Genomic DNA, 23,649 nt, shown 5'->3' on the forward strand with positions numbered 1-23,649 from the left:
GTGAATGGCTGGGCCTGTTAACACTAATCCAGCTGGGAGAGATCCCTGACCGCCCCACGGGCAGCCGAGGTAGTCAATGCCGCATAGGCCTTCAACGCTGTGGATACCTGCCGCTGACGTGAGACTGGCTTCCAGGCCTGTCCACCGCGTGCATCCATCTGTTCACGTCTCTGTGTCAGCTGCTGATCGTCGAGTGCCACCTGAATGGTTCTTGCGGGAATATCGATTTCGATCAGATCCCCCTCTTCCACCAAGCCAATATTGCCACCCTCAGCGGCCTCGGGTGAACAGTGACCGATTGAGAGCCCTGAGGTACCACCGGAAAACCGGCCATCGGTGATCAACGCACACTGTTTACCCAGACCTTTCGATTTCAGGTAGCTGGTTGGATAGAGCATCTCCTGCATGCCAGGGCCGCCTTTCGGGCCCTCATAGCGGATGATGACCACATCACCGGGATTGATCCTGTCAGCCAGAATGGCCTCGACCGCTGCCTCCTGGCTCTCAAAAATTCGTGCCGGACCGGAAAACTTAAGGATCGACTCATCCACGCCGGCGGTCTTTACGATACAGCCATGTTCAGCCAGGTTACCGAACAGCACAGCCAAACCACCATCCTTCGAATAGGCGTGTTCCAAATCACGTATACAGCCGGCACTTCGATCCAGATCGAGGCCAGGCCAGCGGGCTTGCTGACTGAATGCCACCTGGGTCGGAACACCACCTGGCGCCGCCAGATAACGGCTGTGAACCCTCTCCTCTTCGGTACGGATCACATCCCAGCTGTCCAGCGCTTCGGCAAGGCTCTTTGCATAGACGGTGGGCACATCCCGTTTGATCAGCCCGGCCCGGTCCAGCTCACCGAGGATTCCGATTACCCCGCCTGCCCGATGCACATCCTCCATGTGATATTGCTGAGTGGCGGGTGCCACCTTGCACAGATTCGGCACTGAACGGCTCAGACGATCGATATCCTGCATGGTGAAATCCACCTCACCCTCATGGGCTGCTGCCAGCAGATGCAGCACCGTATTGGTGGATCCCCCCATTGCGATATCCAGGCTCATGGCATTTTCAAACGCCTGGAAGCTGGCAATCTCCCTCGGCAGAACCGATGCATCATCCTGTTCATACCAGCGCCTGGCCAGATCGACCACCAGTCTTCCCGCTTCGAGAAACAGCTGCTCCCGGTCCGCGTGGGTGGCCAGCAGAGAACCGTTGCCGGGAAGTGACAGCCCCAGGGCTTCGGTAAGACAGTTCATGGAGTTGGCGGTGAACATGCCCGAACAGGAACCACAGGTAGGGCAGGCGGATCGCTCAATCTGAGCCACGTTTTCGTCGCTCTCATTGGGATCCGCAGCGGAGACCATGGCATCCACCAGGTCCAGGTGGAGCTCCTTGCCCTGCAGCTTAACCTTACCCGCCTCCATGGGTCCGCCGGAGACGAACACGGTGGGGATGTTCAGGCGCAACGCAGCCATCAGCATTCCGGGCGTGATCTTGTCGCAGTTGGAGATACAGACCAGGGCATCGGCACAGTGGGCATTGACCATATATTCCACAGAATCCGCAATGATATCCCGGGAGGGTAGCGAGTAGAGCATGCCCCCATGTCCCATGGCGATACCGTCATCCACCGCAATGGTATTGAATTCCTTGGCAACCCCTCCAGCCTGCTCGATCTCCCGGGCCACCAACTGACCCAGGTCTTTCAGGTGAACATGTCCAGGTACAAACTGGGTGAATGAATTGGCTACCGCGATGATCGGTTTGTCAAAATCGTCATCTGTCATACCGGTAGCCCGCCAGAGGGCGCGGGCACCCGCCATGTTGCGGCCATGGGTGGTGGTATGTGAACGATATTGTGGCATCTCAGGCTCCGACAGTTAGCGTTTCAAACGACTATTATGCCTGTTTTCAGAGTGCGCAAACAAACCCCAATGATGACTTGAGCTCATTTTCAATCCGCCAATCAAGCTACACACACAACAGCTCTTTCACGCCTTTGAGCAAGAGACGACATGCGCAGATGGGAGCCCCCTTCCCTGCAGCAGCTAACCAGGCTCCAGGGCAGCTTTGGAATCTGTAAACAGGGAATGGATATGGGTAGAGACTTAATCGCTCTCCTGAAGAGGGGATTCATTCTCACAGGGAATACTCAGCGAGAAGGTGGCGCCACTCTGCTGATTATTCCGCGCGGCGACTTTACCATGGTGCTTGTCGGCCACCACCTTGACGAAACTCAGTCCCAAACCAACCCCGCGAATATCGGACAGCAGATTCAGTGAGGATTGAATGAAGGGCAGAAAGATCTCCTGTAACTGATCCTCCGGTATGCCCGCCCCCTGATCGATGATGTCACAGATCACCGAACCCTGATCCCGATAGACCTTGACCGTAACCTGGCTCTCAGCGGGTGAAAACTTAACCGCATTTTCCATCAGGTTGAACAGCGCCCGTTCAAGCAGGCTAGGATCACCCAACAACCAGATCTCGTCATCACTGAACTCACTTTTGAAGGTGATCTGATGTTCCTTGGCCTTGATATAGATCTCATCCAGTGCATTACAGGTGACGCTGACAAAGTCCGTATCGATGAATGAAGCCACTTCCGCGGCTTCAGCCCTGGCCAGGCGCAGAAAGTCATCGGCCAACTTCAGCGAACGGCGCGCCAGAGGCTCGATCTCTTCAGCCAGAACTTCAGCACTGCCCTGGCGCTTCTGCTGTGACTGAGTCAGTGAAAGCAGCGAGGTGATTGGAGAGCGTATATCGTGGGAGAGAAAATTGAGCATCTTGGCCCGGGTACGCTCAGAACGCTTCAGGGTACCGATATAGGAGAGATTGACGATCATCCCATGGGTATCCGCCTCCACACCCTGCAGAGATTTGAGTTGTACAAACAACTCGGTATCGGGTCGGCGTATCGCCTCGAAGCGTACCGGCTCATCGGCCAGCATCACTTTTTTGAAGATCTCCTCCCAGGACTCCCCACCCTGCACCTCCAATACCTTCAGCAACTTATAGGCATCCTCACCCAGCAGCTCCTGATCGGTTTCGTGGCCCAGGTAGAAGGCACTGCGCGGGTTGGACATCACCACCTGACCGTGACTGTTGATCACCATTAGCCCATCGTCCATCTGCCCGACTGCATTACGAATCAGATTACGGAATCGCTGGATTCTGGCGGTAGCCACCCGCATCTGGCGAAGCCGCAACTCCACACGCTCCAAAACCCCACCTTGATCCGTCTGGGGATTCTCCGAGAACTGATAGGCAAAATCACTCACCAATCCCAACGCCCGTCCCTCTGGCACCGCATTGCGCGGCCAACTCAAGCCAAGCTGCCAATGCCCCTCCGGGCGTTCAATCATGGTCCAGAGCTCCGCACCGGACCTCTGCCACCCCTCCTTGCCCAGCGCTTCAAGAGGCTCACCCAATGCCTCACCACCGCCCATCAATCGCTCTCCACTGCGTGCATCGTAGACAACCCAGCCCTGTAATGGCATCAAGCGGGAGAGAAACTGCATCGCCGTCGACATATCGCCCGCCGGCAGGTGTACCGGCAACAGACTCTGCTCCCGGTGGATCCGTTCCAGCTGCTCATTCAGATAGCGCACCGCCTGGTCGAGACGCCGCCAACTCCACAGCGGGTAGCTCAGTGTCAGACCCAGCAGCACGGCAGAGGGAGGAAACCAGATCTCCATACCTCTCAACAGAATCCAGTTCACCAAAACGAACCCCATCACCAGAGCCACTGATACCAGAGGTGCCGCGCGGGTTGGAAAGAAGGGATAGAAGAGGAACGGCAACATCACCACCAGGGTGCTACCCAGCAGATGGGTCAGAAAACTGACCGGGGTGACCGCTTCGTTACGCCGCAGACTATCGAGAATGTTGGCGTTGATCTCCACCCCGGGCATGGGTACGCCGTAACCCGACAATGGGGTCGGCAAGGCATCGCCGATTCCGGTAGCCGTAACCCCGACGAGCACGATCCGGTCACGAAACATATCGGCCATATAGTCACCCTCCAGCACCTGACTGTAGGAGTAACGGTTGTAGTGACCTGCGGGACCGGTAAAGGGGATCAGCCGATGGGTGTGCCTTCGGATCAGGTGAACATTGTGTTGCTGGTTAGGCAGCGGTTTATTATCCAGCGGATACTGCTCAGGATTGAGCCAATTCAGCAGACTCAACATCAATTGGGGCCAATAGGCCTGGCCAAGCCCTTCATACAGATAGACACCTCGGGCAATACCATCAGCGTCCAGATCGATGTGGACATGTCCGAGACCGGCCACCACGTTGGAGAGCGCCGGCAGTGGCATCGACTCAACCAGCATCCCACCCTGGCGATTCTGCTCGGTAATCACCGGCATGAAGACCCGTTCACTGGCGGCGACGGATTGAATCAACTGAACATCGGCCTGTGGATCCGTTCTGTCCTGTTCCGCCATCAGGATATCGAAGACGATTGCCTTCGCTCCCGACTGGGTCAGGCGATCCACCAGCTCCGCATGCACCCGTCGGGACCAGGGCCATCTGCCCAGTGCCCTGAGGCTCTTTTCATCGATCGCAACAATGACAATATCATCGGACGGGGCAACGGTTTTCACCCCCATCTGCAAGTCATAAAGCAACAGATCCCAACGATGCAACCAACCGCTGGCGGCAAACAGAGCGGTAAACAACGCCAGTATCAGGGCGCTTCTGAACGGTTCAGGCAATCCCCGGTGGGCTCGCTGTTCCGATGGTCTGTTCGCTGTGATCTGCATAGTAATATGTGAAGAGCGTTACACGGCCGGTTGCTTAAACAGATAGATCGAATCATCCCTCAAAGATTCGCTCAATCCAATCATGACGAGGTTAGTCATCAAGCACATTGTTTCCGGTGTTTGTCACAATCCCTTGAAATCTCTCACTACCTGACTGGTATGTCTATGACATAGCTATTTGATAACCACTTCTTCTCTGCATCGTTTTCCGCCAAGGCCTCAACCGCGACAAAGTACCGCCCAGGCCCAGGGTAACCCATTTCAAAGCCGGTATCGAAAGAGAGCCGTTCAAAAAGCAGATCGCTCAACCCCGGATCCCGGGCAAAAAGAAAACGATAACCCCAGGCATCCGCCACGGCGCTCCACTGAAACCAGATACCATGGGGGGAAAACTTTGGCGGCATCAACTGAGTGGTAGCGACTGGTGCGGATGATGGTTTTATCTCAACCACTTTCTGCAAATGCAGATGGAAAAGAGTCTCTCCCTCCATACCTTCCAATCCCAGCTCATCGATACCACGGAGCAGCAGATGGTACTCACCCGCAGGTTGCAGGGGTAGTTCCACATATGGGGCTTGACTGATACCGATCGCCACCAGCACCTGATCCCTATCCTTCAACTGATAGCGATAGCTGACAGCGTCCGATAACCCGGGCCACTCCAGCAACAGACCGCCATCAACCCGGGTCAGATCCAATTCAGTCATATCCGGTGCCGGCAGCAATCTGCGCGGTTCAGCCGGCGCCTCTCCGGATACCACCCGGGTCCCCTCACCCTGGGTCACAAAAACCGATCTCCCTTGAGCAGTCACCCGAACCTCACCCTCGGTGACCTCACTCCGTGTCACATCATCGGCCAGATCCGATGAAACCCTGAAGTCAGTGCCTCGGACCACGGTTACTGCGGCAGGGGTGTGTATCTCATAGCGGGATTCCGGTCGCGAGAATGGGGTGATTCGGTTTTCCACCCGACCACGCTGCAATCTGATACGGGTATCCAACATTCCAATTCCCTGATAGGAAGAGAGTGCATCAAAGACGACCTCACTGGACTCACCGATAAGCAGCACGGATTGATCCGCAAAGCGCAGGGAAGCGGCAGACCTTTCAGCCGTTTTAATGCGATCTCCGGCTTTAAGAATATCGCCTTTCAGAGCCTCATTTTCAGCCTCATCCCCTCGGCGGAGGATGAACACACCACCATAGACATAGCTGACCTCAACACCGGCAAGCTGGTCCCTCATCCAGTCGATGGGTACCCGGATCTCGGTGCCAACCGGAATCTCCCTGTCCTTCTCTATGCTGTTGTAGACCTGCAACTGCCAGGCGGTGAATTCAGGCTTGAGAAAACGCTCCTTAACCAGGGTCAGGTTCTCACCTTCGTGCAACTTGTATATCCAATCCTCCGACCAGACCGTGGTCGAGAGTGTGGACAACAGCAAGAGAAGTAGTATTGAAGCTCGACTGATAAAAAACATATCAAATGGCAATACCATACCGATCAGGTTCGGTACTGCCTTTTTCCGGATAACTAAACCAACAACCATTCACCCTTCGTCTTCAAGCTGCTCGAGTCGATATCCCTGATGATATACCGCTTTCAATCGCCAGCCGTTTTCCGGAGTCAAGCCCAGCTTTCTGCGCAAACGGCTGATATGGGTATCGACGGTACGAGTCATCAACCCTGGACCGAATCCCCAAATACTCTCTAACAGGTGGTCTCTGGAAAGCAGTCGCCCGATATTGGTGAACAACATCCATGCCAGCTGAAACTCCTTTTCAGTCATTTCAATCGGTACATCCTTGAGCGTAAGGGTTTTGTTCTCTTTATTCAGAGTGAAATTGGAAATCCGGATGAGATCCCGTCGCCCGCTGTGTCGCCTGACCAGGGCCTTGATTCTTGCCAACATGACTTCACGGTTAACCGGCTTGGCCAGATAGTCATCGGCACCTTTGTCCAGGGCCTCGATGATATCCTGTTCACCATCCCTGTGAGTGATGAAAAAAACCGGCAGATCCCACTCCCGCTCTCCTCTGACCCATGAAAGCACCTCGACACCACTCTTGCCGGGTAACTCCCAATCCATAATCAATAAATCGTATGTTTCATGGCGCAGTTCACGCATAAAAGCGTCCGCATTATCGAATACCCGGCAGACATATCCTTCAGCCTCCAGCCACTCCTTCATAACACCCGATTGCACTTTGTCGTCTTCTAAATAGGCTATTCGCATAAGCTACTCCCACTCAGGCAATACGCCGACGAGACCCTCTGACGTATCACGAAACGACTATAGGCGCTGGGAAACACCCTGATGCCGCCATATCCAAAAATCTACAGCCCCATACAAGTCGTCCAAACATCAACCAAAATTAAACCGTTCTGTCATATTATTCGCTATTCCTATTCAATGAAACAACAAATCAGCACTCAGACATGGATCCAGCCTTACGGCCAGCGAATAGTTTAATATTTTCCCTATCCTTAACTTTTTTACCTTCACTCTGGCAAAAGATGATACTCCGCCATGGCGAAAGGCCCCGTGATACTGGAATCTGTACCATCAGGGCCACACTTCACCAGACGGATCAGTTGGCCAGTTTTAACTCGACCCGACGGTTCTCCGCTCTTCCCTCGGCACGCTCATTATCAGCGACAGGAGAGCTCTCCCCCATCCCCTTGACCGTCATCATTCCCTGGTCGACTCCCTGTGCGGCCAAGGCATCTGCAACCGCTTGCGCACGTTTTTCCGACAGGGACTGATTGTAATCCGCACTACCCAAGGAGTCGGTATGACCAACCACCGTCAATGCCTTGATATCACTTCGAGACTTCAACGAGGTGGCTACCTTTTCGATGACCTGGCTGTACGCTCCGATGATCTGGTGACTGTTTAACTCGAACTGGATATTCTGCAAGACGATTTTTACAGCACACCCATCAGCAGTGACCGTCGCACCCGACGGGGTATTCGGACAGCTGTCCTGACTATCCGCAACGCCATCACCATCGCTGTCCACTTCACAACCCATGGCATCAACCTGAAGACCCTGGGCTGTATCGGGACATTTATCCTCAGCATCGATGACACCGTCACCGTCACTATCCAGAGGACATCCATCAGCACCAACCTTGACCCCGGCGGGGGTGTTTGGACACTTATCCTGTGAATCAACCACACCGTCGCCATCACTGTCTGCTTCGGTTTGATCCTCTTTGACCGCGACCACCGGCTCGCCGAAACAGCCACTCTCCTGCGTCGCCTTATCCCGATAGGATGTTGTCCAGCACTCACCTGAACTGGTCCGCCAGACGTTACCAGTCGGATTGTAAGCCAACCCCTTCTCGGCATGCAGTGAGCCGCTGAACAGCAAGCCTGTCATAGCCAAAATCAGAGTACGATTCACACTAATCTTCATAGAATGTTCCTCTTTATACGATTCATCCGTCCTAAATTGAGTACTGAATATCAGGCAGCACTCTTCTGAATCATGTGCAGATCCCTTTGTGGATAGGGGATACTGATACCTTCCTGGTCAAAGCGGGTTTTTATGGCTTCCAGTAGCGCTGCTCTGGTAGTCCAGTAGTCCCCACTCTTAACCCAGGGTCGAACTGCGAAATCGACACTGCTCTCACCCAGCTCCAACAGCATGATGGTTGGTTCGGGGTCTTTGAGAACCGTCTCATCAGCCGATAGAATCTGTGTCAACAGATCGCGGGCCTGTTTGATGTCGTCTTCATAACCAATCCCGATCACCAGATCGATGCGACGGGTTTCACGGGCTGAGTAGTTGATAATGGTGCCGCTGTAGATCTGCGCATTGGGCATGGTGATCTCCCGGTTATCACCGGTCTTCAGTACACTGTGGAAGATGCGGATATCCTCTACCACACCTGAAACACCGCCAGCCTCAACAAAATCTCCCAGTTTGAATGGACGGAAGATGATCAGCATCACTCCCGCAGCGAAACTGGCGAGCGAGTCTTTCAGAGCCAGACCGACGGCGAGGCCGGCAGCACCGAGAATGGCCAGTGCGGAGGTGGTATTGACGCCCAACTGCTCCAACGCCGCCAGCGCCACAACAGCCAGCAGTGCCGCATTGACGATATTGCCCAGAAAGCTGACCAACATCGGATCGACATCGCTTTTGGTCATCAGCTTCTGCATGGCCTTGGTCAATGCCTTGGCAATCCAGCGGCCGATGATAAACACCAGCGCCGCCATAATGAACTTCGTGCCCCAGGGAATGACATAAGTATTCAGTAATGTATCTAATGAGATATCCACGTTTTCTCTCCCAAACTGTTTTCGTTGTTAGATCAAATCGATATTAACGACAGGATTGTTGACCACCCCGCCCCTTCAGCCTCTATTTGTTAACAAATAATCGGCTGTGGATTTCCCATGAGAATAACTGGTTATTCCAAAGCATTCAGACGCAACCATCTTCAATAAGCAGAAACCGCTCTTGATGAAGCAGCTTATGCAATCACTCATTTCGAATAAAGCTGCCGGCTGTTAAGATTTGTAAACTCACTCTGAAACGACATAACCTGCGATCCTCATACCGGCTTAACCAGACAACTGCTGCTGGTGAACAAATCCTGCTGCAGCGGTAAATCTTGCTCAATGCGGTTTTTGTGCCCAGGAAACAAGATGTCCGATTGCCAGGTATACAATTGCGGGGCGGGTTAATAACCTCTCTCTTTCTGACTGCCAAATCAATAGGCAATGTTAAAAAGCAACGACTTGATTCCTGCTTAAAAGCAATGGCCGGCAGACACCCTGTTCGTGGGGCGAAGAGACGGGTTAGGGGATAACGAAAATTCACGTACAATGAATGAAATAAACCACTTTTTATGTACATTATTGACCTGGTTACCAACTAGCCCACAATCAGGGCATGCTTGAAGCCCCTAGCATTGTGACTAATATTGGAGAGAGGTTGTGGTTGGCTAGCCTGGGCTGTTTGCTGGAACACTCACTGCAGAGAGAGACAGAGTGGCTGAAAGTGAACGATTCGGTCGCCAGGTTCATAAGCTTAAATGAATTGAATTAGGGCCTGTTAACACACGCTAAGGCAGCAGGATTGGCTAATGTCAGTATTACTCGAATTTAGTATTTTTCCCCTCGACCAAGGGGAGAGCGTCAGCCGGGAAGTCAGCAAGGTAATTGAAATGATCAGGGAGAGCGGTGTCAGCTACCAGTTGACCGCAATGGGCACTTTGATCGAAACCGACAATGTCAGTCAGGCCCTGGAAATCGTTGAAAGAGCCACACAACAACTCAGCGCGGCAGGTTGCAATCGCATCTACAGCGCAATAAAAATGGATATCAGAAGCGGCAAGGCGAATCGCATGGAGAGCAAACCAGGTTCTATCCGGAAACATATCGGAGAGGTAAATACCTGAACTGATGACCACCCAGCCCCATTTTTTTCATTTCCAACTTTAAGGGTGAGCCCTGTTTGTTCTGATTACTGAAAAAACCGGGCCGATCAGAAAACCAAGGTAAACTGCCCCGGTTGTCATAAATCCGGGATTCCCAGTTTACTCAGGATACAAATCTGTCAATGGATTGCGGCTAAGAAAACGAGAATAAGATGAACAACGAAACATCATCAGAAGATCTGCTGCAGAGTATCAAGCGGCTCTGGAATGAGAGCTTTAGCGGTCTATTGTCCACCCACTCGATTAAATTCCCAGGCTATCCTTTCGGTTCGCTACTGCCGACCTGCAGAGACCAAAAGGGTAACATGCTGCTGCTGATCTCCCATCTGGCCCAACATACCAGAAATCTGGAGAGCGACCCTCACTGTTCAATGACACTCAGTGAATGCGGAAACGGCGATGTGCAGCAACTGGCGCGACTGACCTGCCTGACCAAGGCAGAACCACTCAACTCCACCGCCGCATCAGAGCGCTATTTCCGTTACTATCCCACTGCCCGTCGATATCACAAGGAGCTCAACTTCAACTTTTATAAGCTCAGCGTTGAGCAATACTATTTTATTGGCGGATTCGGCTCAGCGCGCTGGTTTGACAGCAGCCGAATCGAACCAAGCTGTGCCTATTCGACCTCGGATGAGGCGGAAGCACTCTATCAGCTGAACGCGCATAACCACCAGTTGTTGATTCAATACCTTGGGAAACGGGGATTCCCGAGCAACCCGGCTGGGGTGGAAGCCGTTGGTGCAGATCCCATGGGGCTGGATATCCGGGATGGTGACAACTTACGGCGTGTACACGCCCAGCAGGCCTGCGAAAGTGTGGACGATTTCCTGCAGATGATTGAAACTGGCTGAATCGTCTACTGCCTCATACAAATTCGTGCTATCAGAGGCTTGACCTGTCCCCAAGATAAGGCGAGACGCCGGGCTGTTATCGGATTCCACCCTGCCTGGTAGCCCACAACCCAGACAAACCCGTAAAAAGTTTGGGGTAGATAAACAAGCCTGATTACCTTTAAACTCCTCACCAAGCAATAACCTACCTTTTCACTTGGTAATAGGAGCAGGACAGATGAATACCCAAATTCCAGAACGAGATGGGGACGGCTATCTCACCGATATGAATGCTTGGACACCTGAAATTGCCAAGGCGATGGCGCAGGAGGATGAGTTTGAGATGACCGACGAGAAGTGGCAGCAGATCCTGAAAGCCAGAGAATATTACAATGAATTCAATGTTGTCCCACCGATCCGTAAGTTCTCCAAATATCTGGGTGAGGACAAGAAAGCGATGTTTCAACTGTGGCTGACAGGACCGATGAAACCGATTACCAAGTATGGTGGATTGCCCAAACCTACCGGTTGTGTCTAGACATCCCCTGTCATAGGCCGTTAATAAGGGAGCTTGCCTCCCTTCCATCTCAGCGTAACCCATAAACGTCTCAGCTGAAGATACAGCAGCATCTTCTCGAATCCCACAGCAGTGGACTCTGTGCAAAGCCAGACCAGTGGGATATGACGGTTCGCAGTGGCACTGTTTACCCAACTCGGTCCGGTCCAGTAATTCACGCAGTAACCCTCTCCATGGCTATCCCGAACGCCAGCCAACTGGGAATCAAGACACCCTACAATACCGGCCAAGCGATGCCATCTGGCCGCTACCAACCGGGGCTTCCCGGCAATCCATAAGTAGAACTGATTGCTAGTCGGACGTTTAAAACAGCCCCATACAGGAAGTGAATTCATAAACATGGGGGTATCGGTCACGCCTGAGAATGAAACTATTAAAGAATTGTAAAAAACTGCCAACTAAGCAGGTAGGGAACACCGAAATTGTTAGGGTTTGCTGTAGTTATGGGCATCAATTCAATCACTGGATCAGCACTGCAGGGCATCCACAAAGGCCTTCAGGGAATGCGCCGTGTGGCCTCTGATATTGCCAGTGCCAATCAGGTTCAACAATCGAATCCCAAGGATCTCTCCCGCTCAATGGTGGAGATGCAGCAGCAAGCCAATCTGGTCAAGGCCCAGGTAAAAACCTTAAAAGCGGCTGACGAAACTCTCGGTACCCTGATTGACGAGAAGGTCTGACACCCCACCAGGGCCTGCTAACACCAATCCATTGCCAGAATCTACTGCTCAAACAGCATCGACAGATCGATGGCACGGATATCCTTGGTCAGAGCGCCAACCGAGATATCATCGATTCCGGTTTCGGCGATCTCTCTTATCGTAGCTAAATTGATGCCGCCGGAGGCCTCCAGCCTTGCACGCCCACCCGCCAGTTTCACTGCTTCACGCAACTGTTCGGGCGTAAAGTTATCCAGCAACACACGCTGAGCACCCGCCTTGAGCGCCTGCTGCAACTCATCCAGCGTCTCCACCTCGATCTCGACAGACACCCCATCCGGCACCAGCTCCTTGGATCGGGCTAACGCGGCATCGACCGATCCGGCAGCCCGGATATGATTCTCTTTGATCAGCACGGCATCATACAGCCCCACCCGGTGGTTATGACAGCCACCACAACGGACCGCATACTTCTGCTGCTGGCGCAGTCCCGGCACCGTCTTGCGTGTATCCAGAATCCGCACATCAATGCCGGATACTGCCTCTGCATAACTTCTGGCAAGGGTTGCGGTTCCCGACAGGCTTTGCAGATAGTTCAGGGCACAACGTTCACCACTCAGCAATACCCTGGTGTTACCACTGAGCCGGCACAACTGCTGATTCTCAGTGACCATCTCACCATCTTCAACCAACCACTCCAGCCCGATAGCCGGATCCAGTTGCCGGTAAACTTCATTTACCCAGGGAATCCCGCATATCACAGCCTGTTCCCGACTGATGATCTGAGCCTGGGTAACCGCATCTGCTGGCAACAGGGCGGCAGTCAGATCACCACTGCCCAGATCCTCGGCCAGCGCCTGACTGACCTGGCCGCTGATCAGAAAGTGATTGCTGTGTAGATTCATCCGGATATGGCAAGCAGTTCCACATCGAATACCAGCGTTGCATTGGGCGGAATCACACCACCGGCACCTTGCGCGCCATAACCCAACTGAGGAGGGATGGTCAGCCTGCGCTTACCGCCTACCTTCATACCGGCAACCCCTTCATCCCAACCACGGATCACCATGCCTTTGCCCAAGGCGAAATCAAACGGCTGATTCCGATCGACTGAGGAGTCAAACTTATCCCCATCCAGCAACCAGCCGGTATAGTGTACAGAGACACGTTGACCAGACTCTGCAAGCTGGCCATCACCCTCAACTAAGTCTTCAATTTTCAATCCGGAATCGGTGATCTTTTCACTCATTGTTCTCTCTCATTGTTTAGGAAATCTTTAACCAGGGCTTGTTGTTTCCAATCGACCGACCCGCTCTGGCGGACCCCATTATATTACTTTCAGCCAAAGCATGCCCGCCTGCTGACTGCAGTCAGATCCATCGATTATCAGAATGATTCCTGCTTCAGGCTGAAGCGGATGAAGCGTCGGTATTCTTCAGCGCGCTGAGCATGGCATCGAGTGCTCGATCCATGATTGGTGTGGATGAGACTTCAACCGTTTTGGCTTTGCCTTCACGCAACTGCTTGGCCACGCCGGCAGATGTCAGCTCCATAGCTTTCATACCCTTGCGGTTAACAAAGATATAGGTATCCGTCACCTTGCTCTTCCAGGAGAGTTTAACACGGACTTTGCTGGCACCATCCGCCATCTCAAGCCACATGCCCGGTTCAAGTTCGGTGGCCATTTTTGAAAACTCATCAGTGTCGGATATTGCCTCATCCGCCATCTCCATCAGCTGACTGTTGTCATCGCTGGTCAGCTGACTGTCCGGGAAGTGAATCTCATATTGACTGACAGGCTGGGTACCGGAGGTATTCATCTGACTACCATCCCCGCCCCGCAGCACCTGGATATGGCAATTCTGTAACTCTTTGAACAGGCGTGCCATCTTGTGTTGATCAAAGGAGATGCTATTCAGACGCTCACGTACATTGCGCAGCAGTTCCGGTATCCCACGCAGCAGTTGCTGCCGTTCACCATACTCGGACTTCGGCTGTACACTCCACAACAACCGATCGACGATCTCCAGCGCCTCGGTCCAGTCCTGACTCTGATCACCTTCGCGCAGATAGATCAGCAGCAATGCATCCTTCCAGCCATCTTCCAGGATCGACATCACCGCTTGTGGTACCAGCTTCTGGGTACGTAACCGTGTATTGAGTTCTTCGGAGACAATCTGCTTGGCAGACTTCAGCTGCTCCTTGCCCCGGGTGATCTGGTTGGTGCGCTTTTCAGCGATCTGTGCCCCGCGCTGCTCCTTCTCCCACCATTTGGAGAACTCATCATTCAATTCGGCGAACAGTTCCGGATCATCATGAAACTCATTCAGGATCCGTTTGATGGTCGATTCGATCTTGGTGTAGAGGGTGTCGTTGACCCGGTCACCGGTATCATTCCAGCCTACTGCCGCCTGGGCCAGTGAGTTCAACAATCTTCTCGCCGGATGCACCTTTTCACTGAAGAAACTCTTGTCGATGATTGCCACTTTCAGCATCGGTATCTGCAGACGGCTGATCAAGGCTTTCATCGCATCGGGCAGGCTGTAGTCATCGAGGATGAACTCAAACAGCATGGAGATGACATCGATGGTATCGTTATCCGCGTCGCCCAGGGAGCGGGTCAGCTGCCCATCCTTTGCGATCTTCAGATCAGTTACCAGACGGGTCCGCATCTCTTCCGGAGTCAGGGTTCGATCGATTCGTTTGCCTTGCGGTAACATCACCACATTGGACTGCTGGATTGCTGAAAGGGCACCAAGCAACTCGCCGGTATCCACCACCGGGATATTACCGTTCGGCGTGGTCAGCATCAGGCTGGATGTCAGCATACTGCTTCCGCTGCTGGCACGACGTGTGCCCAGTAACTGCTGCAGTGTGGCAAACACCTCCGCCTGCACTTCACTACCGCTCGAGCTCATCTGACTCTCAGGGTAGGCGGAAGGTGGAGAGGTTGAAACATAGGATGAGTCACTGGCCATGTAGCTCTCACCCGCATCACCCCGCATGCTGGGAGCAATCGGGTTGCGACGCACTTTCGGTGTCAACTTGGGTATCACACCGGCGCGGCCCAGCAACAGATTGACTTCATCATACAGACCACCGATATAGTGCATCACATGGCGGTCAAAGAGTTTGTAAACGACCAGCTTGACCGGCAGCTCAACCGGCACATTCGACATTGCGAACTGAAATGCATTGCAGACAACACCGGGTTCCAATGGCGATCGCTGGGCGATCTGCTCATTGATATTGCCACCACCCATGACATATGCGAAACGCTGCCCCATGGCATAGAGTTCCCGGGTAAACCGACTTTCCGATTTACTGACCATATTGGTTATCGCCAGAGACTCTTCCAGATCGTCATTTTCCACCAGCGACATCTCTGAGTCCCGGCTCAATTCATCCAGGGTTGGCTGATTGATATGGATCTCACCGGTCTGCCAATAGCGATCGTAGATGCTGAGCAACTCCTGGGTGAAGGCGCGATCGATTCCTGCGCGCTGTTTGCGCAGCTCCCTCATGGAATCGAAATAGACGTTCTGCAGTGCGTTATTATCCGATTTGTTCGCCATTTCATAGAGAGAATCGTCCAGATTCTCGAACAAATCATTCATTAACTTGGGGATGGCCTTAATGACCAGATTTCGGCACTCAGACGAAACCCTTCGCCCGTTAGCATCCAGCGAAATGTTTTTCTGATGAGGCACAGCTGAGCCGAATGTAATAATGTTGTCTTGCCTTTGCATCTAAAATCACTTGAAAAATCCTACACATACCCAAGCAAATGCTTACAAATTCCCTTTAGCCTGCACCTAATAAGAGGCTATGACAGTAAAAGATAAGCGTCTGAGAAAAGCCTCACAAAAGAACCATGATCATTTTGGGGCCTTTCCACATCACCATTGGATACACTATTCAAAAACTAGCACCAAGTGTCTGTCCAATCAATAGTTTGCTACATATCGGCAAAGATAATACAGACTAAAGCTCAGCATGGGTATTTGATCAATAATGGAAGATTTTGGGAAATTAATTCCATTATCAACCCCTTTTTGGACTAATTTTCAAATATTCAGGAAGTTAACCCCTAACCCAGGGTACTGTCTCAACCCCATGACCAGACCCTTGCATCGACTCAATCTCTTCACCTGTCACCCATCAGTATCTATTAACGTTTCACCTTTTGCATGATCGTTCCAACCGGGCCAACCGATCTCCAGTGGACGCCAGTCGAATGCAATCTTAATGTAATAGATGCTCAACTCAATCTATTGTATGGTTCAATATCAGTGAACTGGGGCTATCACCAGTCATGAAACAATAACAACCAACTATTCATAGTAACCGGCCCGAATAATATGAATACAGTCCGGCGCCTATTCGCATCACTTATCAGCAGTTTTCGAGATCTTCTGCCGATCTTCATCGTTATCGCTTTTTTCCAGCTGGTGGTCCTGCAACAACCGATTCCCAACCTGGGTTCATTGTTGATCGGTACGGTTCTGGTGCTTTTGGGTTTGAGCCTGTTCATCGAAGGCCTGAATCTGGGTCTCTTTCCCCTCGGTGAGACGATGGCCTGGAACTTTGCCCGCAAAGGCAGCCTCAGCTGGCTCCTGATATTTGCCTTTGCGCTTGGATTCGGTACCACAGTGGCGGAACCCGCACTGATCAAGATTGCTGAGGAGGCGGCAAAAATTGCTGCGAATGGCGGCATGATCGAAGACTCCATCGAGGCCATGCACGAATATGCCCAGGGACTTCGCTATACCGTGGCCCTTTCAGTAGGGTTCGCCATCGTGCTGGGTGTCCTGAGGATCGTCAAAGGCTGGCCGGTACAATACCTGATCATCGGTGGATATATCGGTGTGGTGATCATGACCGCCTTTGCACCCAAAGAGATCATCGGTATCGCCTATGATTCAGGAGGTGTCACAACATCCACCGTGACCGTTCCCCTGGTGACAGCTCTCGGTGTGGGCCTGGCTTCCAGTATCAAAGGGCGCAACCCGATGACGGATGGGTTCGGTCTGATTGCATTTGCCTCCCTGACACCAATGATATTCGTCATGTTCTACGGAATCATGTTATGACTGCAGGTATCGAACACTTTCTCAACGTCCTGGTAGGCACTGTGCTGGACATCCTGCCGATTGCCGCGATCCTGTTCGGCTTCCAGATCTTCGTATTGCGCAGGCCACTGAAAAATGCCAAGGAGATCGGGATTGGTTTCCTGATGGTGCTGTTCGGTCTGGCGTTGTTTCTTGAGGGTCTTGATCTTGCCCTCTTCCCCTTGGGTGAACTGATGGCAAGCCAGCTCACCTCGCCTGAGTTGTTGAATGTCCCGACTACCGGAGAGACAGTTCAGTGGCACCACTACTTCTGGGTCTATCTGTTTGCCGCCAGTATCGGCTTCTCCACCACCATTGCGGAACCCTCCCTGATTGCCGTTGCAATCAAGGCCAACCAGGTATCCGCCGGGGCGATCAGTCAATGGGGCTTGAGGATTGCAGTGGCCATCGGGGTCGCGATCGGCATTTCGCTCGGCAGTTATCGGATCATCACCGGTACACCCCTGCACTGGTACATCATCGCCGGCTATGTGGTGGTGATTTTTCAAACCATGGTCGCCCCCCGTACCATCATCGCCCTGGCCTACGATTCCGGTGGCGTAACCACATCCACAGTGACCGTTCCATTGGTCGCTGCTCTCGGGATTGGCCTGTCCAGTAACATACCTGGACGTAACCCACTGATTGACGGCTTTGGTCTGATCGCCTTTGCCAGTCTGTTTCCCATCATGTCCGTTATGGCTTACGCCCAGCTCAGTGAGTGGCGCAGTCGTCAATGATTCACACGAGGTATTGAGATGCACTTCAAACTCATCATCGCCCTGGTAGAAGACAGCACCACGGAAAAAGTGCTTGAGGCTGCGCGCTCCGCCGGGGCGACAGGTTCAACCGTCATCAACCACGCACGGGGTGAAGGTATCGAGCAGTCGAAAACCTTCCTCGGCCTGACCCTGGATACACAACGGGATGTTCTACTGCTGCTGGTGGAGGAGCATCTAAGCCGGACGATTCTGGAAAAGATCTCCGAGGCCGGAGAGTTCGATAACCAGTCAGGCAGCGGCATCGCCTTTCAGATCGACATCGAGGATGCTGTCGGTGTCAGCCATCAGATAGCCTCACTTTCACAAGTGGTCGAGGAGGAATTATGACCGATCGCAAACTAGTCCGAGTTCGAGACGTAATGAAGAATGATTTTGATTTGGTTGAAGGGATGGATACCGTTGAAAGCGCCCTGGAGAAGATGAACTACGTGGAAACCAAGTCACTGATCGTCAAAAAGCGTGATGAAAACGATGAATTCGGTATTGTCACCCTATCGGATATCGCACGACAGGTATTGGCAAAAGACCGGGCTCCGGAACGGGTGAATATTTACGAGATCATGAGCAAACCAGCCTTCACGGTATCGGCTGATATGGACATCCGCTACTGCGCCAGACTGTTTGGCCGCTTTGAACTCAACCGGGCGCCGGTCGTGGAGCATGGCGAAGTGATCGGTATCGTCAGTTATGCCGATATGGTCCTGAAAGGTTTTCCATCTGCTGCGGATCAATCTTGAAGCACGGACAGACTGGACTGCTCGACGGCGCTCAGTTTCATAACTCCGCAAACCAGGATCAGCGCCCCGCCGATTGCGACATTGACCTGCTGGTGATCCACAGCATCAGTCTCCCACCGGGGGAGTTCGGCGGTGATTGGATTGATGATCTGTTCATGAATCGCCTGGATGCGGATGCCCATCCGTACTTCCAGGAGATCAGCAGTCTCAAAGTATCCTGCCACCTGCTGATCCGACGGGACGGCTCCCAGGTGCAGTATGTTCCCCTGCACCATCGGGCCTGGCATGCCGGTGAATCCAACTATTGTGGGCGCGAACGCTGCAACGACTTCTCCATCGGAATCGAGTTGGAAGGCAGTGATGAGCAACCCTTCACCGATGCCCAATACGCCAGCCTGGTGGAAGCGACCCGACAGATCATGGCGATCTATCCGAACATCACTCAGGAGCGGATCACCAGTCACGCAGCGATTGCCCCTGGACGTAAGACCGATCCCGGTCCGATGTTCGATTGGCAAAACTACTTCCGCTTATTGCATTCTTGAGAGAAAGCACGGATATTCCATGCTGAATAAGAAAGCGGACCACCTCTACAGATCCAAGCAGACATCCATCAATGAAACCGAGATGAACCGTTGGGGATAATTTGAACCTAGATTCCGCAGTTGACCGCTCCATTCTGTTACCAAGCTGTTGAATGAGATGAAAAAAGTGTTCGATAAAGGGTATCCCTCGCTGGGTGAGTCACGCTACAGGGCGAATTGCACGCTTGTGGCGGCGCATGACGGCGTTGCAACTCCTTGCAATAGCGGGTTATTGCGTGTCATGACGCCTTGCCCTCTACCCCCACAAGCGCACACTTCAACCTGTCCAACTGCTGATTCCAGGTTGAAACTTGCAGCTGATTCGGTGAAACTCTCGCAATGACCTTGACGATCATTCTTATCTGCCTGATAGCAGAGCGATTTTTACTTGAGCACCGCCACCTGAGAAGCAATCGCTGGTTCACCCGGTATTGTCAGTGGCACCAGCAGCAAAACCTGCCTGAATGGATGCAGCAAGGCATCATAGGTCTGCTGTTACTGCTGCTCCCACCCCTGCTGGCAATCGCAGCGCTGCAACATCTGTTCGCCGACAGTTTACTGGGTTTACCCAGCCTGCTGTTATCCATCGGGGTATTGCTCTACGCCCTGGGACCACAGGATCTGGACAGCCAGATCAACCAGTATGTCGAGACGGCGGAAGCCGATGATGGTGAAGCGAGGCGGATCGCCCGGGAGATCATCGAAGATGAGCCACCCACCAGCGAGCCTGCCCGCTCACAGGCTGTTGCTGAAGCGGCACTGCAACAAGCAAACCGGAGAACGGTAGCTGTGCTTTTCTGGTTCATCCTACTCGGCCCGCTCGGCGCCATCCTCTACCGACTGGCAACATGGATGCCTCAATCGGACCAGGCCGCACAGGATATCGATTTCAAACTCAACACCAGGCAACTGGTCATCATACTGGACTGGCTACCAGCCAGAATCACCGCCTTTTGCTATGCTATCGCCGGCAGTTTTGAGGATGCGTTGTACGGCTGGAGAAGCTACCAGGAGAGCCGGCAGAGTGAATTCAGCGACAGTAACGCTGGCACCCTGATCTGCACCGGAAGCGGCGCCATGCGTCTGACCACGTTACTGGATGAAGCCTACGCCGGAGCCCATCTCTATACCTACCTGCCGAAAGCCGCCATGGCTTTGATCTGGAGGAGCCTGATCGTTTTTCTGGTGATCCTCGCCTTTCTCACCTTTACCGGCCTGATCTGATTCTCTGTTTTACGCCGATGAGTGAGACAACAACCATTGATCTGTTACGTCACGGTGAACCCGTCGGGGGTAGACGTTATCGGGGACAGATCGATGACCCTCTGAGTGAAACCGGCTGGCAGGAGATGCGTGATGCGGTATCCGGGCAAAGGCCATGGCAGGCCATCATCAGCTCACCGCTCAAACGCTGCGCTGCATTTGCAGCTGAGCTCAGCGATCAAATGGATATTGCTCTCTCATATGATGACCGACTCAAGGAGGTTGGATTTGGTCACTGGGAGGGCTTTTCCGGGGATCAGCTGCGCGCCCAGGACCCGCACCAGATGAAGCGCTTTTATCACGACCCCATAGGGCATCGGCCGCAGAACGCCGAGCCGTTGGAAAATTTCAGTCAAAGGGTTTCCCAGGCCTACAACCAGGCGGTCAGGGAGAATTCGGGTCAACACATCCTGCTGATCACCCATGCCGGGGTGATTCGTTCCATCCTGGCTAATCTGCTGGATGCCCCGCTGGGTTCCATGTACCGCTTCTCTATTGGCACGGCCAGTCTCTCCCGAATTAAGATTGAAACCGAGCGCCCTCCCACCATTATGTTCATTGGCAAAACGAGCCTATATTAAGCTAAATCGAGACTATTTCACGCTATCTTGCCGCTATCTTCCAAGTACTCGCAAGATCCTGGGCATCCAGACAAGCACTGGGAGAATCTAGAGCGTAAAATTTTGTGAACAAAGTCTCACCTTTTTTAAGCTTTCTTTAATACAAATAAGTTACAAGTCTCAGTAACAACGAATTTTATACCCTAGTCTTAACAACACACTACAAATCAACCGGCAATGTACCGGTTCAAGACAAAAGAGGAGGCAACCTATGTCTTGGTTATTACTCGCTGCACTGACAGCCATTGTCGTTACCGTTCTTTCTACAAAGAGTGTTGAGCTGCCCGACCGATAATCGTACGGCTAATACCAACCACTCTGAAACATTCATCGAGTCGCTTATCTCGAAGGGTGTTGGCGTATGTACTCATACATCATGATTGAGGCGGCGACAGCCACATTCAGACTCTCAACCTGACCGAATTGCGGAATCGCCAGACAGCGAATATCTGGATAGTCAGCCATTTCAAAACTGTGCCCCCACTCCTCATGCCCCAGCACGAAGGCGGTCTTGCTATCCAGTACGGACTCAGTCGACAGATGCTCACAATCACCGCTTAATGCAACAATCTTGTAATCCCGCTTCACCAGCTCCTGATAGCTCTGCTCGAAACTGTCGTAGAACTTTGCCGGGACCTTTTTGAAGGCCCCTTTACCCGGAGAGGGATCGAATGGGCCGATATCGATCAAATGGACCTCGGCAGCGCCAAAAGCTTCAGCACTGCGAAATATCTTGGCTACATTGAATCCCGCCTTCATATGATCCAGAACCAGAATAAAGTCATTGACGCCCGGCTTGGCCAGCACGTTGCGTTGACGCTGCTTGGTATAGCGCAGCAGTGCCTGATCCCTGGCTTCACGTTTTTCCCGTTTACTCTTTCTTTGACGTAACATGTTATTTATCAATGCAAAATAGACTTCCACCCAATCATACTAGGAGCTGTTGACTGCTGCAGAGCTCAAATGAGTCAATTTCCACTTTACTGCCGACAAATAACCTTACCAAAAGTATCAATCTAAAGTAGCCATCCAGCGTAAGATATCAGATTGATCTGCCCCGCTCGGAGTAACCATGCAAAAGAGTAGCGTAACCCGTGTTTCCGTCTGGAGCCGCTGGCTCAGGATTTCCCACTGGCTGATGGGGGTCTCCACACTGGTCCTGATCGGCAGTGGTTATCTCCTATCCATCCAGACCACTCTGAGCACCATCAACCAGGATATACACTATCTGTTCGGTGCGCTCCTGCTCCCCGGCTTTCTGATCAGACTCTATCTGTTGCTGTTTGGCAAAGGAACAGACCATATCAGCGATTGCGAGCCGGATGCCCACCGCTTGTCACAGGCCTGGCAGGTTGCCAAATTCTACCTGACCCTGGGGAAAGCACCTCTGCCCAACTGGTTCAGCCACAATCCATTCTGGGGACCCATCTATCTCGGATTGTTCTTTATTCTGTTACTCAGCCTGATCAGTGGTTACGCACTGCTCAATGAACAGCAATTTCTCTTCGGTATCGTCATGGCGGACCTGCACCACCTGACTTATGTGATCATTGCCTGGTTCAGCCTGCTGCATATCCTTGCGGTTTTCGCACACGATCTCGGAGGCAGTGGATCCGATATATCCGGCATGATTAATGGCCATCGGATCTTTCAACATTCAGAGAAACCTTCAGAGCCCGGCACAAGCAGTGTTGATCTGAACGACCTCATGAAGACCATAAAAAAATAGCCCTCTTGGAACAACCGCAGCGAACCACCTGATTTGTTAATAAAAAACGTCAGGCACAAAAAAACCCACGCTTTTCAGCGTGGGTCTTTCAACTCTGCTGCCAGCAGCTCAGTCGTTACTCTTCAGTAGCGACCTCTTCCTCAGCAACAGGCTCTTCGATCGGACGATCAACCAGCTCCACAAAAGCCATTGGCGCCTTGTCACCTGGACGATAGCCACACTTCAGAATGCGGACATAGCCACCAGGGCGGGACTGGTATCTTGGGCCAAGTTCAGCGAATAACTTGCCTACCGCTGACTTATCACGCAGGCGTGAGAAGGCGAGACGACGTTTGGCAACATTGTCTGTCTTGGACATGGTGATGAGTGGCTCAGCTACGCGACGAAGCTCTTTTGCCTTAGGCACAGTCGTTTTGATCAACTCATGATTGATCAAAGAGACCGCCATGTTTCTGAACATGGCATTCCTGTGGCTGCTGTTACGATTTAGCTGCCGTCCTGATTTGCGATGACGCATGAGTCGACTT

Annotated in this window: 23 protein-coding genes; 12 read left to right on the forward strand and 11 right to left on the reverse strand. The window is 52.6% G+C overall.

The features are described from left to right. Positions 1-23 precede the first annotated feature (23 nt). The 6 genes from ilvD to A3193_RS13365 all read right to left on the reverse strand — a co-directional run bounded on the left by ilvD (position 24) and on the right by A3193_RS13365 (position 9,064). On the reverse strand, positions 24-1,871 hold the full coding sequence (gene ilvD, locus A3193_RS13340; protein WP_069015065.1) for a dihydroxy-acid dehydratase: 1,848 nt from the start codon (positions 1,869-1,871) through the stop codon (positions 24-26). Between the two features lie 243 nt (positions 1,872-2,114). After that, a complete protein-coding gene (locus A3193_RS13345; RefSeq protein WP_083218179.1) occupies positions 2,115-4,775 on the reverse strand; it encodes a CHASE2 domain-containing protein in 2,661 nt (886 codons plus the stop codon). Positions 4,776-4,921: 146 nt separating this feature from the next. Then, positions 4,922-6,322 (reverse strand): FecR domain-containing protein, encoded by a 1,401-nt coding sequence (locus tag A3193_RS13350; RefSeq protein ID WP_069015066.1) that lies wholly within the window; start codon positions 6,320-6,322, stop codon positions 4,922-4,924. Beyond that, positions 6,323-7,009, reverse strand: a complete 687-nt coding sequence (locus A3193_RS13355) for a response regulator transcription factor (RefSeq protein WP_068989922.1) — start codon at positions 7,007-7,009, stop codon at positions 6,323-6,325. Positions 7,010-7,364: 355 nt separating this feature from the next. Then, positions 7,365-8,195, reverse strand: coding sequence for an OmpA family protein (locus A3193_RS20970; protein WP_069003747.1), 831 nt, complete (start codon positions 8,193-8,195; stop codon positions 7,365-7,367). Between the two features lie 50 nt (positions 8,196-8,245). Beyond that, positions 8,246-9,064, reverse strand: a complete 819-nt coding sequence (locus tag A3193_RS13365) for a mechanosensitive ion channel family protein (protein ID WP_069015067.1) — start codon at positions 9,062-9,064, stop codon at positions 8,246-8,248. A gap of 809 nt (positions 9,065-9,873) precedes the next feature. Between A3193_RS13365 and A3193_RS13370 the strand changes: the two genes are divergently transcribed. The 4 genes from A3193_RS13370 (at position 9,874) to A3193_RS13385 (ending at position 12,317) form a co-directional block, all read left to right on the forward strand. Then, entirely contained in the window at positions 9,874-10,188 is a 315-nt protein-coding gene (locus A3193_RS13370) for an MTH1187 family thiamine-binding protein (RefSeq protein ID WP_069003745.1), read from the forward strand. A 191-nt stretch (positions 10,189-10,379) separates the two neighbouring features. After that, complete coding sequence (locus A3193_RS13375) at positions 10,380-11,081, forward strand: HugZ family pyridoxamine 5'-phosphate oxidase (RefSeq protein ID WP_069003744.1); 702 nt, start codon at positions 10,380-10,382, stop codon at positions 11,079-11,081. A gap of 217 nt (positions 11,082-11,298) precedes the next feature. After that, positions 11,299-11,598, forward strand: a complete 300-nt coding sequence (locus tag A3193_RS13380) for a TusE/DsrC/DsvC family sulfur relay protein (RefSeq protein WP_069003743.1) — start codon at positions 11,299-11,301, stop codon at positions 11,596-11,598. A gap of 482 nt (positions 11,599-12,080) precedes the next feature. Then, positions 12,081-12,317, forward strand: coding sequence for a hydrolase (locus A3193_RS13385; RefSeq protein WP_068989900.1), 237 nt, complete (start codon positions 12,081-12,083; stop codon positions 12,315-12,317). Positions 12,318-12,358: 41 nt separating this feature from the next. Here A3193_RS13385 and nadC read toward each other — a convergent pair whose 3' ends face one another. From nadC to A3193_RS13400, 3 genes are all read right to left on the reverse strand, one after another. Continuing rightward, complete coding sequence (nadC, locus tag A3193_RS13390) at positions 12,359-13,201, reverse strand: carboxylating nicotinate-nucleotide diphosphorylase (protein WP_069015068.1); 843 nt, start codon at positions 13,199-13,201, stop codon at positions 12,359-12,361. Beyond that, positions 13,198-13,545, reverse strand: coding sequence for an FKBP-type peptidyl-prolyl cis-trans isomerase (locus A3193_RS13395; protein ID WP_068989894.1), 348 nt, complete (start codon positions 13,543-13,545; stop codon positions 13,198-13,200). Before A3193_RS13395 ends, nadC begins: the two co-directional genes overlap by 4 nt. Positions 13,546-13,699: 154 nt before the next feature. Continuing rightward, positions 13,700-16,045: a DUF1631 domain-containing protein gene (locus A3193_RS13400; protein ID WP_069015069.1), complete on the reverse strand. Its 2,346-nt coding sequence runs from the start codon at positions 16,043-16,045 to the stop codon at positions 13,700-13,702. A 612-nt stretch (positions 16,046-16,657) separates the two neighbouring features. Here A3193_RS13400 and A3193_RS21040 point away from each other — a divergent pair. The 7 genes from A3193_RS21040 to A3193_RS13435 all read left to right on the forward strand — a co-directional run bounded on the left by A3193_RS21040 (position 16,658) and on the right by A3193_RS13435 (position 21,354). Beyond that, positions 16,658-17,389: a DUF1538 domain-containing protein gene (locus A3193_RS21040; protein WP_069003739.1), complete on the forward strand. Its 732-nt coding sequence runs from the start codon at positions 16,658-16,660 to the stop codon at positions 17,387-17,389. Then, complete coding sequence (locus A3193_RS21045) at positions 17,386-18,147, forward strand: DUF1538 domain-containing protein (RefSeq protein ID WP_069003738.1); 762 nt, start codon at positions 17,386-17,388, stop codon at positions 18,145-18,147. The genes A3193_RS21040 and A3193_RS21045 overlap by 4 nt, the downstream gene beginning before the upstream one ends. Positions 18,148-18,165: 18 nt before the next feature. After that, the gene (locus tag A3193_RS13415) at positions 18,166-18,516 is read left to right on the forward strand and encodes a P-II family nitrogen regulator (protein WP_068989885.1); all 351 of its coding nucleotides are present in this window, start codon (positions 18,166-18,168) and stop codon (positions 18,514-18,516) included. Between the two features lie 32 nt (positions 18,517-18,548). Next, positions 18,549-18,926 (forward strand): CBS domain-containing protein, encoded by a 378-nt coding sequence (locus A3193_RS13420; protein ID WP_305782036.1) that lies wholly within the window; start codon positions 18,549-18,551, stop codon positions 18,924-18,926. Beyond that, complete coding sequence (ampD, locus tag A3193_RS13425; protein ID WP_305782037.1) at positions 18,923-19,471, forward strand: 1,6-anhydro-N-acetylmuramyl-L-alanine amidase AmpD; 549 nt, start codon at positions 18,923-18,925, stop codon at positions 19,469-19,471. Before A3193_RS13420 ends, ampD begins: the two co-directional genes overlap by 4 nt. A gap of 378 nt (positions 19,472-19,849) precedes the next feature. After that, entirely contained in the window at positions 19,850-20,734 is an 885-nt protein-coding gene (gene ampE, locus A3193_RS13430; protein WP_069003735.1) for a regulatory signaling modulator protein AmpE, read from the forward strand. Positions 20,735-20,751: 17 nt separating this feature from the next. Beyond that, on the forward strand, positions 20,752-21,354 hold the full coding sequence (locus tag A3193_RS13435; RefSeq protein ID WP_069015070.1) for a histidine phosphatase family protein: 603 nt from the start codon (positions 20,752-20,754) through the stop codon (positions 21,352-21,354). Positions 21,355-21,732: 378 nt separating this feature from the next. Here the strand turns inward: A3193_RS13435 and A3193_RS13440 are convergent, their stop codons facing one another. Continuing rightward, a complete protein-coding gene (locus tag A3193_RS13440; protein WP_069004130.1) occupies positions 21,733-22,287 on the reverse strand; it encodes a TrmH family RNA methyltransferase in 555 nt (184 codons plus the stop codon). Between the two features lie 178 nt (positions 22,288-22,465). On the opposite strand from A3193_RS13440, the gene A3193_RS13445 reads away from it, so the two are divergent. After that, positions 22,466-23,122 (forward strand): cytochrome b/b6 domain-containing protein, encoded by a 657-nt coding sequence (locus tag A3193_RS13445; RefSeq protein ID WP_071932360.1) that lies wholly within the window; start codon positions 22,466-22,468, stop codon positions 23,120-23,122. Positions 23,123-23,237: 115 nt separating this feature from the next. Here the strand turns inward: A3193_RS13445 and rplQ are convergent, their stop codons facing one another. Beyond that, positions 23,238-23,639 (reverse strand): 50S ribosomal protein L17, encoded by a 402-nt coding sequence (gene rplQ / locus A3193_RS13450; protein ID WP_069003732.1) that lies wholly within the window; start codon positions 23,637-23,639, stop codon positions 23,238-23,240. Positions 23,640-23,649: the final 10 nt, after the last annotated feature.

Origin of the sequence: Candidatus Thiodiazotropha endoloripes (assembly GCF_001708965.1) — a bacterium.
Classification (GTDB): Bacteria; Pseudomonadota; Gammaproteobacteria; order Chromatiales; family Chromatiaceae; genus Thiodiazotropha; species Thiodiazotropha endoloripes.

Bases quoted from the DNA above. Each gene is read 5' to 3' on its own strand.
- ilvD (WP_069015065.1), bottom strand. From the start codon at position 1,871: ATGCCACAATATCGTTCACATACCACCACCCATGGCCGCAACATGGCG.
- A3193_RS13345 (WP_083218179.1), bottom strand. From the start codon at position 4,775: ATGCAGATCACAGCGAACAGACCATCGGAACAGCGAGCCCACCGGGGA.
- A3193_RS13350 (WP_069015066.1), bottom strand. From the start codon at position 6,322: ATGGTTGTTGGTTTAGTTATCCGGAAAAAGGCAGTACCGAACCTGATC.
- A3193_RS13355 (WP_068989922.1), bottom strand. From the start codon at position 7,009: ATGCGAATAGCCTATTTAGAAGACGACAAAGTGCAATCGGGTGTTATG.
- A3193_RS20970 (WP_069003747.1), bottom strand. From the start codon at position 8,195: ATGAAGATTAGTGTGAATCGTACTCTGATTTTGGCTATGACAGGCTTG.
- A3193_RS13370 (WP_069003745.1), top strand. From the start codon at position 9,874: ATGTCAGTATTACTCGAATTTAGTATTTTTCCCCTCGACCAAGGGGAG.
- A3193_RS13375 (WP_069003744.1), top strand. From the start codon at position 10,380: ATGAACAACGAAACATCATCAGAAGATCTGCTGCAGAGTATCAAGCGG.
- A3193_RS13380 (WP_069003743.1), top strand. From the start codon at position 11,299: ATGAATACCCAAATTCCAGAACGAGATGGGGACGGCTATCTCACCGAT.
- A3193_RS13385 (WP_068989900.1), top strand. From the start codon at position 12,081: ATGGGCATCAATTCAATCACTGGATCAGCACTGCAGGGCATCCACAAA.
- nadC (WP_069015068.1), bottom strand. From the start codon at position 13,201: ATGAATCTACACAGCAATCACTTTCTGATCAGCGGCCAGGTCAGTCAG.
- A3193_RS13395 (WP_068989894.1), bottom strand. From the start codon at position 13,545: ATGAGTGAAAAGATCACCGATTCCGGATTGAAAATTGAAGACTTAGTT.
- A3193_RS13400 (WP_069015069.1), bottom strand. From the start codon at position 16,045: ATGCAAAGGCAAGACAACATTATTACATTCGGCTCAGCTGTGCCTCAT.
- A3193_RS21040 (WP_069003739.1), top strand. From the start codon at position 16,658: ATGAATACAGTCCGGCGCCTATTCGCATCACTTATCAGCAGTTTTCGA.
- A3193_RS21045 (WP_069003738.1), top strand. From the start codon at position 17,386: ATGACTGCAGGTATCGAACACTTTCTCAACGTCCTGGTAGGCACTGTG.
- A3193_RS13415 (WP_068989885.1), top strand. From the start codon at position 18,166: ATGCACTTCAAACTCATCATCGCCCTGGTAGAAGACAGCACCACGGAA.
- A3193_RS13420 (WP_305782036.1), top strand. From the start codon at position 18,549: ATGAAGAATGATTTTGATTTGGTTGAAGGGATGGATACCGTTGAAAGC.
- ampE (WP_069003735.1), top strand. From the start codon at position 19,850: ATGACCTTGACGATCATTCTTATCTGCCTGATAGCAGAGCGATTTTTA.
- A3193_RS13435 (WP_069015070.1), top strand. From the start codon at position 20,752: ATGAGTGAGACAACAACCATTGATCTGTTACGTCACGGTGAACCCGTC.
- A3193_RS13440 (WP_069004130.1), bottom strand. From the start codon at position 22,287: ATGTTACGTCAAAGAAAGAGTAAACGGGAAAAACGTGAAGCCAGGGAT.
- A3193_RS13445 (WP_071932360.1), top strand. From the start codon at position 22,466: ATGCAAAAGAGTAGCGTAACCCGTGTTTCCGTCTGGAGCCGCTGGCTC.
- rplQ (WP_069003732.1), bottom strand. From the start codon at position 23,639: ATGCGTCATCGCAAATCAGGACGGCAGCTAAATCGTAACAGCAGCCAC.